Below are 13,024 nucleotides of genomic sequence, written 5' to 3' on the forward strand. Positions count from 1 at the left end.
TTTTCACCGGGGCCTCCGCGGCGGATCGATCGGCATGGGCTGCTCAGTAGGCCGCCACCGCGATCGGGGCCTGATGGCCGGTCGAGGCCAGGGCCTTGCGTTGGTTGGCCGACAGCTTGTCGTTGATCTCGGCGCGAACCTCGATGACGCAGGCGCGGCGCGACAGCAGGTCCAGGCGTTCCTTGCTGGCGCGAGCGCGGCAGAACTTCTGCACGGCCTGGCTGGAGCGGGCCTCGAACTCGGCGGCGTCGGCCGGGTTGGCCAGGTTCAGGTCGCCGACCCGCACGGTCACCGGGCGCTCGCCGGCGTGGGCGGCCTGGGTGATGCCGATCAGCGGCACGGCGGCCAGGGTCAGGGTGGCGATGGTGGTGAGGCTGATCATGAACTTGCGCATCGGGGTCTTCCCTCTGTTCCAGGGCGCGTCCGCCGCGCCTCCATGGACAAAGGTGTACTGAACGATACTTGAAGAGTCCCGTTAAGTGTCGTTCATGACTCCATATTCACAGTATTGACTGTATTTAATGTTCTAAACTTCGTGTAATGTTTGACAGCTTCGCGACAACCATCGGCGAAGTTCCAAATGACTTCACGGCGCAGCTGCCGCCTTTCCGCCCGATCGCTCGGGCAGATAGCCGCGTTCACGATCGCGAAAGGCCAAGCCTCTAAGACGGCGCGGCTCGCCGGTCATTGCACGCGACCGACCCACGAGGTTTCCTTCTTGGCGCCAGACATCCAGGCCCCGCCCGCCCGCAACTTGGCCCTGCCGCTGGCGCTCGGCTTCGCCGTGGCCGTCGCCGCAGCCTCGGTTCCGGCCGCCCGCGCGCTGGCCGACCTGATCGCGCCGGCCCCGATCGTCGAACCGGTCGCCGCCGCCCCCGCGCCGCCGCAACCCGCTCCGCCCCCGCCCGCCTACGCCTTCGACGCGCCCCTGCCCGGCCGTGAGGTCGCCTCGCCCTTCGGCCTGCGCCAGCTGCCGTGGGAAGAAGGCGGCCGCCTGCACGAGGGCGTCGACATCGCCGCCCCGTCCGGCACGGCGGTGAAGGTCGCCGCCGACGGCATCGTCGCCCGCACCGGGACCGACCCCGGCTATGGCCGGTTCGTCGAGGTCAGGCACAAGGACGGCTTCACCACGCTGTACGCGCACCTTGGCCGCAACCTCGGCATGAAGAAGGGCGTCTATGTGAAGCGCGGCACGCCCATCGCCGTGGTCGGCGACAGCGGCCGCTCGACCGGCTCGCACCTGCATTTCGAGATCAGCCGCAAGGGCCGGCCGCTGAACCCGGCCCACTTCATGGACAAGACCTTCGCCAGCGCCGACGACCTGCCGCTGAAGGCCGCCGCCCGGGTGCCGCGCAAGGTGCGCCTGGCCCAGGTCTCGCGCTGGCCCGAGGGCATGAAGGAAAAGGTCGCCGCCCGCCGCGCCGGCAAGGGCCAGGTCACGCGCGGCGAGGACGGCCGCGTCCGCGTGCGGATCGAGGTCGCCGCCAGCTAGTCCCGCTCGGCGCCCTCGCCCAGCAAGAGGTGGCCGAACCAGCTGACCACGCCGACCACGATCGCCCCGAAGATTCCGGCCCAGAAGCCGTTCACCGCCAACCCAGGCAGGATGAACGCCACCAGCCCCAGCATGGCGGCGTTCACCACCAGCAGGAACAGGCCCAGCGTCACCAGGGTGATCGGCAGGGTCAGCAGCACCACGACGGGGCGCACCACGGCGTTGACCAGCCCCAGCAGCACGGCGGCGATGGCGATCGTCTGCCAGCCGCCGGCGTGGATGCCGGGCACGATGCGCGAGGCCAGCCACAGGCCCAGGCCCGCGAACAGGGCGCGCAGGAAAAAGCCGGTCATGTGAAGCTCCCCGAAGTCGGCGCCGACCCTGACGCCCGCAAAAGGTGCGCACAAGTCCCCTTCGCGTCCCGACATGCGAAATGTCGACAAGACGACGGTGAACCTGTTCAATGACGCGTACTGTTCAGCACCGGCCAAGGCCGCATGGAGCCGCCGCCGTGACCACAGCCCGCCTGCCGCGCATTCTCATCCCCGATCGGCCCCGCGCGTGACCGCGAGCCCGACGTCTGACCAGATTCAGGCCTGCGACCGCGAACCGATCCACATCCCCGGCGCCATCCAGCCCCACGGCGGCCTGCTGGTCCTCGACCGCGACAGCCTTGCGGTGCGCATGACGGCCGGCGACGTCCCCGGCCTGCTGGAGGTTTCGTCCGTCATCGGCCAGAGCGCCGGCGCCTTGATCGGCGACGGTCTGGCGGCACAGGCCGCGGCCATCTCCAACTCGCGCCCGGCCGGCGGCTTCATCGGCGTGCTGCATCGGGGCGGCCGCAACCTCGACCTCAGCGCCACGGTGCAGGGCGACCTCGTGCTTCTGGAGATCGAGCCCGGCCTCGACCGTCCGATGGCCGGCTCGCAGATCCTGACCCACCTGGAGGCGGCGGCCGCCGCCTTCGAGCGCTGCCCCGGCCTGAAGACGCTGTACGACCGCGCCGCCCTGGAATTCCGCCGCCTGACCGGCTTCGACCGGGTGATGATCTACCGCTTCGGCGACGACGACGCCGGCGAGGTGGTCGGCGAGGATCGCGCCCATCACCTGAAGAGCTTCCTCAACCACCGCTTCCCGGGCTCCGACATTCCCAGCCAGGCCCGCGCCCTCTATGTGCGCAACCTGGTGCGGGTGATCCCCAACTGCGCCTATGCGCCCGCCCCGCTGGAGCCCGCGCCCGATACGCCGCTCGACATGAGCGACCTGGCCCTGCGCAGCGTCTCGCCGGTGCACATGCAGTACATGCGCAACATGGGCGTGGCGGCCTCGGCCTCGGTGTCGATCGTCAAGGACGGCCGGCTGTGGGGCCTGGTGGCCTGTCACAACGACAGCCCGCGCCTGCTGCCCTACGAGATCCGCGCCGCCTGCCGCGCGCTGGCCGGGGGCCTGGCCCGCCAGATCAAGGCCAAGGAAGAGGCCGAGACCTGGCGCGAGAAGCTGCGCCTGCGCTCGCTGGGCGACGACCTGACGGCCGTGCTGGCCCAGTCGGACGAGGGCGACCTGTCTCTGGAGGAGCACGCCGCCGACCTGGTCGCCCTGGGCGAGGCCGACGGCGTGGCGGTGTTCCGCGAGGACCGCATCGAGACCGCCGGCAAGACCCCGCCGCACACGGCCCTGGCCATGCTGCGCGACTGGCTGCTCGACGTCGACGCCGGCGGGGTGATCGCCACCGATCGCAGCGAGAACGCCTTCCCCGGCGCCAGCGCCTTCAAGAGCTGGGCCTCGGGCCTGATGGGCGTGGTGGTCGAGCGCACGCCGCTGCTGGCGGTGCTGTGGACCCGCGCCGAAGAGGTCGAGGTCGTGCGCTGGGCCGGCGATCCCTACCGCACCGCCAAGGCGGCCGGCGGCGACGGCGCCCTGACGCCGCGCGCCTCGTTCGACGCCTGGACCGAGACGGTGCGCGGCCGCTCGCGGCCGTGGAGCGCCTCGCAGACCGAAGCCGCCCTGCGCCTGCGCCAGGACCTGCTGGACCTGCGCCGCGCCCGCCGCACCGCCGAGCTGAACACCCAGCTGCGCGCCACGCTGGACGACAAGGACGACCTGCTGCGGCAGAAGGACTTCCTGCTGCGCGAGGTGAATCACAGGGTCCAGAACAGCCTGGCCCTGGCCGCCGGCTTCCTGACCATCCAGATGAAGGCCATCGACGACCCGGCCGCCCGCGCCCCGCTGGAGGAGGCCAGCCGCCGCCTCACCGCCGTGGGCCTGGTCCACCGCCGCCTCTATCGCGGCGACCAGCTGGAGACCGTCTCGCTCGACCGCTACCTGGTGGAACTGGCCGAGGAGCTGGTGGAGTCTCTGGGCCAGGAATGGGCGCGGATGATCCGCGTCGACGCCGCCCCGGCCACGGTCTCGACCGACAAGGCCGTGACAATCGGCCTGGTGGTCACCGAGCTGGTGATCAATGCGGTGAAGTACGCCTATGGCGGGCGGCCCGGCCGGATCGACATCGGCCTCACCGAACAGGGCGGCCGCGTGCATATCTCGGTCGCCGACCAGGGCGGCGGCAAGCAGGGTCCGCGCATCGGCTTCGGCAGCAAGATGATGGACGCCATGGTCCGCCAGCTGGCCGGAACCCTGGCCTGTCACGACAACAATCCCGGCGTGCGGGCCGAACTGGACGCGCCGGCGGGCTGAGCCGGCAGGCGCTGCGTCCTTCGAGGCCCGCTGCGCGGCGCGCCTCAGGATGAGGACGCCGATTGCACTGACGTCCTCATCCTGAGGTGCGAGGCCTCGCCGAGCCTCGAAGGACGCGCGCCGCCGCCCCCCTTCAGGCCCCGCTTGCAATTTTGAGAATGATCGTTCATTTTTTTGAGAATGAACGTTCATTCCGCCATCGAAATGTCCAATACCTGAGCCACGGTGTCGGACATTACAAATGCGTTATCGCCCTTACCTTAACCGCAACCCGTACCTATCTCACCCATTCGAAAGTGGGCTTCGGGAGCCGCGTTGGCTCCGAGTCCAGGGGATATTGAACTCATGGCTGTGAATTCCTTGTCGGTGATGTCGCCGGACGGCGGCCTGTCGCGCTACCTGACCGAAATCCGCAAGTTCCCGATGCTGGCGAAGGATGAGGAGTTCATGCTCGCCCAGCGCTGGAAGGAGCATCAGGACAGCGACGCCGCGCACAAGATGGTGACGAGCCACCTGCGCCTCGTGGCCAAGATCGCCATGGGTTATCGCGGCTACGGCCTGCCGATCGGCGAAGTGATCTCCGAGGGCAATGTCGGCCTCATGCAGGCGGTCAAGAAGTTCGAGCCCGAAAAGGGCTTCCGCCTGGCCACCTACGCCATGTGGTGGATCCGCGCCTCGATCCAGGAATACATCCTGCGCTCGTGGTCGCTGGTGAAGATGGGCACGACCGCCGCGCAGAAGAAGCTGTTCTTCAACCTGCGCAAGGCCAAGAGCCAGATCAGCGCCTTCGAGGACGGCGACCTGCGTCCCGAACAGGTCAGCGCCATCGCCACCAAGCTGGGCGTGCTGGACAGCGAGGTCATCTCGATGAACCGCCGCCTGTCGGGCCCCGACGCCTCGCTGAACGCGCCGCTGCGCGCCGACGGCGAAAGCGAATGGCAGGACTGGCTGGCCGACGACGACCAGGTTTCGCAAGAGACCATCGTCGCCGAGAACGAGGAAAAGTCGCTCCGCATGACCCTCCTGGAGGAGGCCATGGTCGAGCTGACCGACCGCGAGCGGCACATCCTGACCGAGCGTCGCCTGAAGGACGACCCGACCACCCTGGAAGACCTGGCCGCCCAGTACGGCGTCAGCCGCGAGCGGGTCCGCCAGATCGAGGTTCGCGCCTTCGAGAAGCTGCAGAAGTCCATGCGCGAGGCGGCGATCGCCAAGAACATGGTCGAAGCGTAGGGCCCGTCCCCCAAGCTCAGCCTGAAGAGAGGCCGTCGCGCTCCCCCGCGGCGGCCTTTTTCTTGCGCGGTTCGCTACTGGGCTGGCCGCGAGACCGGCTCGCCGGCGCATTCCAGCACGAGCCGCCGCAGCGCCCTGGCCTCGCCTCCGTCGAAATTGTTGGTCGGGCCGTTCTCGGCATAGAGGGCGATCATCGAAGCCGAAGCGATATGCCTGGCCAGCACCGGGGTCAGGGTCAGGCGGCCGGTGATGCTCCCCCTCTTCAATTGCCCCTTCATCACCAGTCGCTCCTCGCGATCGACGCCCGGCTCGGTCAGGATCAGGTCAATGTCGAGATAGGAGCCCGCGCTCCATCGGCGAGGGTCAGGTTCGTCGTCGCCCTTTGTGGAGAAGACGAACTTCAGCACCTTCGGCGCCTCGCAGGAGGCGACGAAGATCGGCGGAAAACCCTCCCGCACCATTTCGGCCCGGGCCGTCGTCGCGCCGCGCGCGGGAACATGGCGCCACTCGTCATGGGCCTCACCGGCCAACGCCGCCTGCGTCAGGCCCAGCGCCAAGCAGAGCGGCAGCCATCCGTAAAGACGCGTCACGTAAAATCTCTCGCCAAGGTAGAGAGCGAGGTTGACGCGATCCTTCGATGCCGATCAAGGGGATGCGGCGCGGCCCGTCGGGCTCTGCTATGATCTTCCATCGTTTGCGGACCGCGCCGTCACCGGTCGGTCACAAAACGCCTTTTCCTCGCCGCCGACGCGCTCTAAGAGCCTCGCCTCCGATTTTTCCGGCGTCCTGCCGGCCCAAATTCAAAGACTTCCCATGACCCGTCACGAACTGAAGACCTGGCCGCAGTATTTCGCCGCCGTGCGCTCGGGCAAGAAGCGCTTCGAGATCCGCCGCAACGACCGCGAATTCAAGGTCGGCGACGTGCTGGTGCTGCGCGAATTCGATCCGGAACAGGACGTCTACACCGGCCAGACCGAAGAGCGTCAGATCACCTTCCTGCTGTCGGAAGAGGACTACGGCGTCATCCACGGCTTCGTGGCCATCGGCTTCGGCGACGTGGTGCATCACCCGAGCGCGGCCGAGGACCACCCGCTGACCGCCGCCGAACTGGCCGAGTGGCACGAGACCGCCGCCGCCAACGCCGCCCTGCGCGGCGAAGAGGCCCGCCGGGTGTCGAAGTCCTACGTGGCCACCAACATGAGCGTCGCCGCCGACCGCCACGGCGCCGTGGCCGCCCTGGCCGAAAGCGACGCGGCCTTCCACGCCGCCGCCGCGCGGATCATCCGCAAGGGCTGAGGTCAGACGGGCGGGGCTAGTCCCCACCCGCCAGCCAGTCCTCGCAGCGCAGACCCTCGACGCGCTCGAACTCGCTGAGGTTTCCCGTGACCACCACGAGGCCGCGCGATCGCGCGTGACCGGCGATCAGCACGTCGTAACCGCCGATCGGGCGGCCAAGCCGCTCCAGCACCGCGCGAACATCCGCGGCGTGATCAGCGGCCGGGGCGTCGAAGGGCAGAACCTCCAGTCGCGCCGCGAACTGCTCGACCGCATTGCGGTGATGCTCGGGCCGCGCTGACTTGGCCGCGCCGTGCAGCAGTTCAGTCAGAACGACCGTCGAAATGCAAAGCGCGTCCGCATTCAGGTTGAAGCGATCGCGTAGACCTGCCGGCCGATCCCTGAGCACGCGGATGCACAGGTTGGTGTCGAGCATATAGCGCAGCATCAGAAGGCTTCGCGCGCTTGCGGCTCGGGTTGATCGCGGACGCCCAGGTCGACGCCTGGCTCGGCGAAGAAATCATCCCAGGCAGCGTCCGACGGCACGATGACCCGCCGCTTCCCCTCCCGCAGCACCGTCACCGAGCGGACGCCGTCCGGAAACGCCACGTCTTTCGGCAGGCGAACCGCCTGAGATCGGTTGGACTGAAAAAGCGTCGTTCGGACCATGGCGGCCTCCTGGATATACAATCAGTATATCCCAATGCTCGTGCAGCGCCTACCGCCCTTTGCGCGCCGCCTTCACCCCGCTCAGGATCGCCTCGGTCACGAAGCCGGGGTCCTCGTGCGGCAGGCCGTGGCCGGCCGAGGGGGCGATGGTCTGGGTCGCGCGGGACGACAGGGTCAGGAACTGTTTCTGCAGGTCCTGGGTCACGGCTTCCAACTCGACGGCCAGGGGTTCGCCCAGCTCCGGGACCATCCGCCATTTGGGGCTATGGGTGGCCACCACCACCGGCTTGTCGCCGAGCGAGCGAAGGGCGCGGGCCTGGGCGCTGCTGGCGGCGACGTCGAGATTTTCCGGATTGAGGCTGGGATCGCGCGGCATCCGCGTGAGAAAGCCGCGCGCGTCCGTCAGCGCCTTCGGCTCGTCCGGCGTCGCGGCCGGCAGCCTGGCCAGCCAGGCTTCCATCTGGTCGGGATGGGTCGAGGAGATCAGCACCAGCCCGGCGGTCTCGTCGGGATAGCGGGCGGCGAAGACCTGGGCGTGCAGGCCGCCGATCGAGTGGCCGGCCAGCAGGAACGGCGGCGCGACCTTGGCCGCGTGCAGGGCGGCCCTGAGGTCGGCCGCCGCGTCGGCGCTGGTGCGAGGCCCGCCCGGAGGCGCCGGGTCGCTGCCGCCCAGGCCGGCGCGGTCGTAAAGGCAGATCCGGGCGACTTGCGACACCCGCGCCGCGATCCGGCGCCAGGCCTCGTCCTCGACCGGCGCGAGGCCCATGCCGGCGTCGACCACCACGGTCGGCGCGCCCTGGCCTTGGCAGGCGAGGCGGATCATCCGCCCGCCGCCGACCTCGAAACGTCCGTCCTGGGCCACGGCCTGACCGGCGAAAGCCGCCGACAGCGCCACGGCCAGGGCTATCCGGCGCACCGTCATTCCTAGACTCCCCCTTCGTCGCCGCGTTCCAGGCCGGCCAGGGTCGCTTCGTCCGAGGCGTCGGCGGTGCTGACCTTGCTGAGCACGGCCTGGCGCAGGGCGTAGGCCAGCATGGCCGCCAGGATCAGGGCGTTGAGCACGAACGGCGCCCAGCCGATCGCCTCGTAAAGCAGCACGAACAGCGGGGCTACCACCACGTTGAGACCGTTTATGGCCGCGATGGCGCCGGCCGCGCCGGCCTGGTCCTTGGCGCCGACCGAGAGCGAGGCGCCGGCCGTGAAGCCCGGCCGCGCGAAACCGTAGCCCAGCGACGAGACCGCATAGCCGATGGCCACCGCCGCGTAGTCGGGGGCGAAGGCGACGACCACATTGCCCAGCGCCGCCACCCCCACGCCCCAGCGCATCAGCTCGCGCGGGCCCATCGAGAACATCCGGATCAGGCCCCACTGAGCCAGCAGGCCCGCAACCGCGCCCGCGGCCATGGCCAGGGTGATGAAGCCCTGGGCCTTGATCGGGGCCACGCCCAGCTTGTCGATGATCAGAAAGCCTAGCGTCTGGGTCTGGGCGGTCTGGCAGGTGGCCACGAGAAAGCCGAACAGCAGGAACGGCGCCAGGCGCGGATCGCGCCACAGGCTGTCGCCCCGCCGCAGCGACGGGAAGGCCAGCCGCGCGCGGGGCTGCGGCTCGCCCGCCGTCGCCGGCGGTGTCGTCTCGTCCAGGCCCCGCTTGACGATCCACATCATTACGGCCGCCAGCCCCGCGAAGGCGAACATCGGCCCGGCCAGACCCACCACCGGCAGCACGAACAGCGGCGCCAGCAGCGGCCCCACCACGGTGCCCAGGCCGAAGGCCCCGGCCAGGGTGGCCATGGCCTGGGTGCGCTCCTCGCGCTTGGTGCGATCGGCCAGATAGGCCTGGGTGGCCGGATTGGCGGCCGAACCGAACAGGCCAAACAGCGCCCGCGCCAGCAGGAACAGCACGAAGACCAGCATCGGCGGGAAGAGGTGGCGCAGGCCCGCGCTGACCACGAAGGCGCACAGCGTCATCGACACGCAGAACCCGCCCAGCCCCAGCAGGATCAGCGGCTTGCGGCCGCGCACGTCCGACCGCTTGGCCCAGAACGGCGATGAGATCGCCCACAGCAGCGCCGACAGCGAGAAGATCGCCGCCACCATGGCGTCAGGGATGCCGATCTGCCGGCCGATGGCGGGAAGGACGGACAGCATGCCCGTATTGCCCAGCGCCGTGGCCGCCGACACCCCGAACAGGATGGCGAAGGCCCGCCGGTTGACCTGTTGATCTTGAGCGGCGGCAGACATCGAACAAACGTTAGAGGGGGTTCGCGCGCAGGGGAAGGCCCCGCTTTCGCCTTCGACGCCCCGCGCCATCCGGTCGCGGGTTCGTCCCCAGGGTCCGATACCTTGGATTAAGCATTAACGGCGATGATGCCGGCTGAAATCCGCGGGGCTCTCTTTCGTCATGTTCCAGATCATCGGCATCGTGCTGCTCTTCGCGCTGGTGTTCGGCAGCTACCTGATGGGCGGCGGCAAGATGGACGTGATCCTTCACGCCGCGCCGCACGAGCTGATGGCCATCCTGGGCGCGGGCATCGCCGCCTTCCTGATCTCCAACTCGATGACGGTGATCAAGGCCACGGCCGGCGGCTTCGGCAAGATCTTCGCCGGCCCCAAATGGAAGGCCAGCGACTATCGCGACCTGCTCAGCCTGCTGTTCCTGCTGACCAAGACGATGAAGTCCAAGGGCGTCATCGCTCTGGAAAGCCACATCGAAAAGCCGCACGAGAGCTCGATCTTCTCGCGCTATCCCAAGATCTCGAAGGACCACTTCGCCGTCGACTTCATCTGCGACACCCTGCGGATGATGACCATGAACCTGGAAGATCCCCACCAGGTCGAGGATGCGATGGAAAAGCGGCTCGAAAAGCACCACCACGAGGCGCTCGAGCCGGCCCATGCCCTGCAGTCGATGGCCGACGCCCTGCCGGCCCTCGGCATCGTCGCCGCCGTGCTGGGCGTCATCAAGACCATGGGCTCGATCACCGAGCCGCCCGCCGTGCTCGGCGGCATGATCGGCGGCGCCCTGGTCGGCACCTTCCTCGGCGTGTTCATGGCCTATGGCCTGGTCGGCCCGATGGCCGCCCGCCTGCAGGCCGTCGTCAACGAGGACGGCGCCTTCTACAAGATCATCCAGGCCGTCCTGGTCGCCCACCTGCACGGCAACGCCGCCCAGATCAGCGTCGAGATCGGCCGCGGCAACGTCCCCAGCGTCCACCAGCCCAGCTTCATCGAGCTGGAAGAGGCCCTGACGCAGATCCCGAACGAGGCCTGATCGGGCCGCTTCATCCGTACACGTCACGATCACGCCGCCGTGATCTTTGACTTGCCACGGCGCGTGAAAAGCGGTTCCTTGCCATGGTGCGGCCCGGCCTTCGAGGCCGGGCCGTCGCCGTTTCAGGTCGCAAGGCCAGTCGCAAGGAAAGCCCCTATGACCACCCAAGTCCTCCGCAAGATCCTCATCGCCGGCGCGGCCATGACCGCCCTGTCGCTGGCCGCCTGCGGCAAGAAGGACGAGGCTCCGGCCGCTGACGAGAAGGCCGCCGCCGCGGCCGCCGCCGGCGCCAGCGAAGTGACCGCCGCCGACGCCGCCGGCGCCGAGGGTCAGGCCATGGCCGACGCCAACAAGGCCGCCGCCGACGCCGCCGCCGAGCCGGACGCCGTCTCGGCCGCCGAAGCCCCCGGAACCGCGCCGGCCGCCCCGGCCGAAGAGAAGAAGACCGAGGGCCACTGAGCCTTCTTTCCGTCTTCGCACGATCGAAGGGCCGTCCGCGAGGGCGGCCCTTCTTCTATGATGGCCGCATGACTTCCGACTCTTCCCAATCCCCGCTCGTCTGGCGCGAGGACGGCCTGCCGCAGTCGCGGCTGTACGGCGACGTCTATTTCTCCAGCGCCGACGGCCTGGCCGAGACCCGGGCGGTGTTCCTGGAGGGCTGCGGCCTGCCCGCCGCCTGGGACGGGCGCGACCATTTCGTGGTCGGGGAGCTGGGTTTCGGCACCGGCCTGAACATCGCCGCCCTTCTGGACCTGTGGCGGCGCGAAAGGCCGGCTGGCTCCAGGCTGCATGTGTTCTCGATCGAGGCTCATCCGATCACCCGCGACGAGGCCGCCCGCGCCCTGGCGGTATGGCCGGAGCTGGGTGAAGCCGCCCAGGTGCTGCTCGACCACTGGCCCAGCGCCGCGCGGGGCTTCCACCGCATCGACCTGCCCGGCTTCGACGCGACGCTGGACCTGGCCGTGATGGACGTCGCCCAGGCCCTGGACGCCTGGGACGGCCGGGCCGACGCCTGGTTCCTGGACGGCTTCTCCCCGGCGCTGAACCCGGCGATGTGGAGCCAGGAGATCCTCGCCGCCGTCGCCGCCCGCACCGCGCCCGGCGGCCGCGCGGCCACCTTCACCGTCGCCGGGGCCGTGCGCCGGGGCCTGGCGGCGGCCGGCTTCGCCTGGGAAAAGCGTCCGGGCTTCGGCCGCAAGCGCGAGCGGCTGGAGGCGACCTTTCCGGGCGAGCGCCCCGCCCCCGTCCGTCCACGCCGCCTGGCCATCGTCGGCGGCGGGATCGCGGCCGCCGCCCTGGCTCGCGCCGCCCGCGCCGAGGGCCTGGCCGTCACGGTGCTCGACGCCGACCAGGCCAAGGCCTCCGGCAATCCCGCCGCCCTGGTCACCCCGGCGCTGGACGCCGGCGGCGGTCCGCGCGCGGCCTTTCCCGCCCAGGCCCTGGCCCGCGCGGCGGCCCTCTATGACGCCCTGCCGGGCGCGGTGCTGGCGCGGGGCGTGCTGCGGCTGGCGACCGGCCCGCGCGATTCCGACCGCTTCGCCGCCGTCGCCGGGCAGGACCTTTTCGACGAGAACGAGATGACGGTGCTCGACGCCGAGGGCGCCGCGACGGCCCTGGGCGAACCCGCCGCCGGCGCCCTGCGCATGGCTCTCGCCCGCGTGGTCGAGCCCGCCGCCGTCCTGGCCGCCTGGCGCGGCCAGACGGTCGCGGCCGAGGTCGCCCGTCTCGAGCGGACGCAGGACGGCTGGCGCCTGCTGGACGGCGGCGGCGGCGAACTGGCCGTGGCCGACGCGGTGGTCCTGGCCGGCGGCGCGGATCTCGCCCGCCTGTGGCCCGAAGCCCCGATCCGCCCGGTGCGCGGCCAGACCAGCTGGACCGGTCCAGCCGGAGAAGCTGCGGCCCCCGCCGCCTTCGGAGGCTACGCCGCGCCCACGCGCGAGGGCGGGGTGCTGTTCGGCGCCACCCATGACCGGGGCGAGACGGCGAGCGACCTGCGCGACGCCGACCACGATCGCAACCGCGCCGCCCTGGCCAAGGGCCGCCCCGCCCTCGCCGCCCGCCTGGCCGACACCCCGCTCGAGGGCCGCGCCGCGGTGCGGGCGACGACCGCCGATCACCTGCCGCTGGCCGGGGCGGTTCCCGGCGCGCCCGCGGGCCTCTACGTGCTGGGCGGCCTGGGCGGTCGCGGCTTCGCCACCGCGCCCCTGCTGGCCGAGCACGTGGTCGCCCTGATGCTGGACCTTCCCTCGCCCCTGCCGCGCGACCTGGCGGCGCTGGTGGATTCCAAGAGGTAGCCCTCCCCTTGATGGGGGAGGGTAGGGCAGGAAAAGCAAAAGGCCCCGGAGTTTCCTCCGGGGCCTTCGCATTCGTCGGGAAGCGTGAAGCCTCCG

At 70.2% G+C, this 13,024-nt stretch carries 14 protein-coding genes; 7 read left to right on the forward strand and 7 right to left on the reverse strand.

Features of this window, described 5'->3' with window-relative positions; genetic code table 11:
• Positions 1-43: 43 nt before the first annotated feature.
• Positions 44-394: a UrcA family protein gene (locus tag DDF67_RS08280; RefSeq protein WP_109100419.1), complete on the reverse strand. Its 351-nt coding sequence runs from the start codon at positions 392-394 to the stop codon at positions 44-46.
• Positions 395-718: 324 nt separating this feature from the next.
• On the opposite strand from DDF67_RS08280, the gene DDF67_RS08285 reads away from it, so the two are divergent.
• Complete coding sequence (locus DDF67_RS08285) at positions 719-1,492, forward strand: M23 family metallopeptidase (protein ID WP_233247578.1); 774 nt, start codon at positions 719-721, stop codon at positions 1,490-1,492.
• Here DDF67_RS08285 and DDF67_RS08290 read toward each other — a convergent pair.
• Positions 1,489-1,845 carry a phage holin family protein gene (locus DDF67_RS08290; protein WP_109100421.1) on the reverse strand — a complete coding sequence of 119 codons (357 nt, stop codon included), beginning with the start codon at positions 1,843-1,845 and terminating at the stop codon, positions 1,489-1,491. The two genes, DDF67_RS08285 and DDF67_RS08290, sit on opposite strands and share 4 nt — an antisense overlap.
• Positions 1,846-2,053: 208 nt before the next feature.
• On the opposite strand from DDF67_RS08290, the gene DDF67_RS08295 reads away from it, so the two are divergent.
• Both DDF67_RS08295 and rpoH read left to right on the forward strand, forming a co-directional pair.
• The gene (locus tag DDF67_RS08295) at positions 2,054-4,186 is read left to right on the forward strand and encodes a histidine kinase dimerization/phosphoacceptor domain -containing protein (RefSeq protein ID WP_199229187.1); all 2,133 of its coding nucleotides are present in this window, start codon (positions 2,054-2,056) and stop codon (positions 4,184-4,186) included.
• Positions 4,187-4,522: 336 nt separating this feature from the next.
• Positions 4,523-5,419 carry an RNA polymerase sigma factor RpoH gene (rpoH, locus tag DDF67_RS08300; RefSeq protein ID WP_109100510.1) on the forward strand — a complete coding sequence of 299 codons (897 nt, stop codon included), beginning with the start codon at positions 4,523-4,525 and terminating at the stop codon, positions 5,417-5,419.
• A 74-nt stretch (positions 5,420-5,493) separates the two neighbouring features.
• Here the strand turns inward: rpoH and DDF67_RS08305 are convergent, their stop codons facing one another.
• Entirely contained in the window at positions 5,494-6,009 is a 516-nt protein-coding gene (locus DDF67_RS08305) for a hypothetical protein (protein ID WP_109100423.1), read from the reverse strand.
• A gap of 223 nt (positions 6,010-6,232) precedes the next feature.
• Between DDF67_RS08305 and DDF67_RS08310 the strand changes: the two genes are divergently transcribed.
• Entirely contained in the window at positions 6,233-6,715 is a 483-nt protein-coding gene (locus DDF67_RS08310) for an ASCH/PUA domain-containing protein (protein ID WP_109100424.1), read from the forward strand.
• Between the two features lie 16 nt (positions 6,716-6,731).
• On the opposite strand, the gene vapC is transcribed toward DDF67_RS08310, so the two are convergent.
• Genes vapC through DDF67_RS08330 form a run of 4 tightly spaced genes read right to left on the reverse strand, consistent with a single transcriptional unit; the run spans position 6,732 to position 9,604 of the window.
• Positions 6,732-7,142 (reverse strand): type II toxin-antitoxin system tRNA(fMet)-specific endonuclease VapC, encoded by a 411-nt coding sequence (gene vapC, locus DDF67_RS08315; protein ID WP_109100425.1) that lies wholly within the window; start codon positions 7,140-7,142, stop codon positions 6,732-6,734.
• Entirely contained in the window at positions 7,142-7,363 is a 222-nt protein-coding gene (gene vapB / locus DDF67_RS08320; protein WP_109100511.1) for a type II toxin-antitoxin system VapB family antitoxin, read from the reverse strand. Before vapB ends, vapC begins: the two co-directional genes overlap by 1 nt.
• A 49-nt stretch (positions 7,364-7,412) precedes the next feature.
• Positions 7,413-8,285 carry an alpha/beta fold hydrolase gene (locus DDF67_RS08325; protein ID WP_109100426.1) on the reverse strand — a complete coding sequence of 291 codons (873 nt, stop codon included), beginning with the start codon at positions 8,283-8,285 and terminating at the stop codon, positions 7,413-7,415.
• A 2-nt stretch (positions 8,286-8,287) separates the two neighbouring features.
• Complete coding sequence (locus tag DDF67_RS08330; RefSeq protein WP_109100427.1) at positions 8,288-9,604, reverse strand: MFS transporter; 1,317 nt, start codon at positions 9,602-9,604, stop codon at positions 8,288-8,290.
• 160 nt (positions 9,605-9,764) lie between these two features.
• Between DDF67_RS08330 and motA the strand changes: the two genes are divergently transcribed.
• From motA to mnmD, 3 genes are all read left to right on the forward strand, one after another.
• Positions 9,765-10,634 (forward strand): flagellar motor stator protein MotA, encoded by an 870-nt coding sequence (motA, locus tag DDF67_RS08335; protein WP_109100428.1) that lies wholly within the window; start codon positions 9,765-9,767, stop codon positions 10,632-10,634.
• 156 nt (positions 10,635-10,790) lie between these two features.
• On the forward strand, positions 10,791-11,093 hold the full coding sequence (locus tag DDF67_RS08340) for a hypothetical protein (RefSeq protein ID WP_109100429.1): 303 nt from the start codon (positions 10,791-10,793) through the stop codon (positions 11,091-11,093).
• Positions 11,094-11,161: 68 nt separating this feature from the next.
• Positions 11,162-12,928 (forward strand): tRNA (5-methylaminomethyl-2-thiouridine)(34)-methyltransferase MnmD, encoded by a 1,767-nt coding sequence (mnmD, locus tag DDF67_RS08345; protein ID WP_109100430.1) that lies wholly within the window; start codon positions 11,162-11,164, stop codon positions 12,926-12,928.
• Positions 12,929-13,024 lie beyond the last annotated feature (96 nt).

The organism is Caulobacter endophyticus (assembly GCF_003116815.1).
In the GTDB taxonomy this organism is placed as follows: Bacteria; Pseudomonadota; Alphaproteobacteria; order Caulobacterales; family Caulobacteraceae; genus Caulobacter; species Caulobacter endophyticus.

Bases quoted from the DNA above. Each gene is read 5' to 3' on its own strand.
- DDF67_RS08290 (WP_109100421.1), bottom strand. From the start codon at position 1,845: ATGACCGGCTTTTTCCTGCGCGCCCTGTTCGCGGGCCTGGGCCTGTGG.
- motA (WP_109100428.1), top strand. From the start codon at position 9,765: ATGTTCCAGATCATCGGCATCGTGCTGCTCTTCGCGCTGGTGTTCGGC.
- mnmD (WP_109100430.1), top strand. From the start codon at position 11,162: ATGACTTCCGACTCTTCCCAATCCCCGCTCGTCTGGCGCGAGGACGGC.
- DDF67_RS08330 (WP_109100427.1), bottom strand. From the start codon at position 9,604: ATGTCTGCCGCCGCTCAAGATCAACAGGTCAACCGGCGGGCCTTCGCC.
- DDF67_RS08280 (WP_109100419.1), bottom strand. From the start codon at position 394: ATGCGCAAGTTCATGATCAGCCTCACCACCATCGCCACCCTGACCCTG.
- vapB (WP_109100511.1), bottom strand. From the start codon at position 7,363: ATGGTCCGAACGACGCTTTTTCAGTCCAACCGATCTCAGGCGGTTCGC.
- DDF67_RS08325 (WP_109100426.1), bottom strand. From the start codon at position 8,285: ATGACGGTGCGCCGGATAGCCCTGGCCGTGGCGCTGTCGGCGGCTTTC.
- DDF67_RS08310 (WP_109100424.1), top strand. From the start codon at position 6,233: ATGACCCGTCACGAACTGAAGACCTGGCCGCAGTATTTCGCCGCCGTG.
- vapC (WP_109100425.1), bottom strand. From the start codon at position 7,142: ATGCTGCGCTATATGCTCGACACCAACCTGTGCATCCGCGTGCTCAGG.
- DDF67_RS08340 (WP_109100429.1), top strand. From the start codon at position 10,791: ATGACCACCCAAGTCCTCCGCAAGATCCTCATCGCCGGCGCGGCCATG.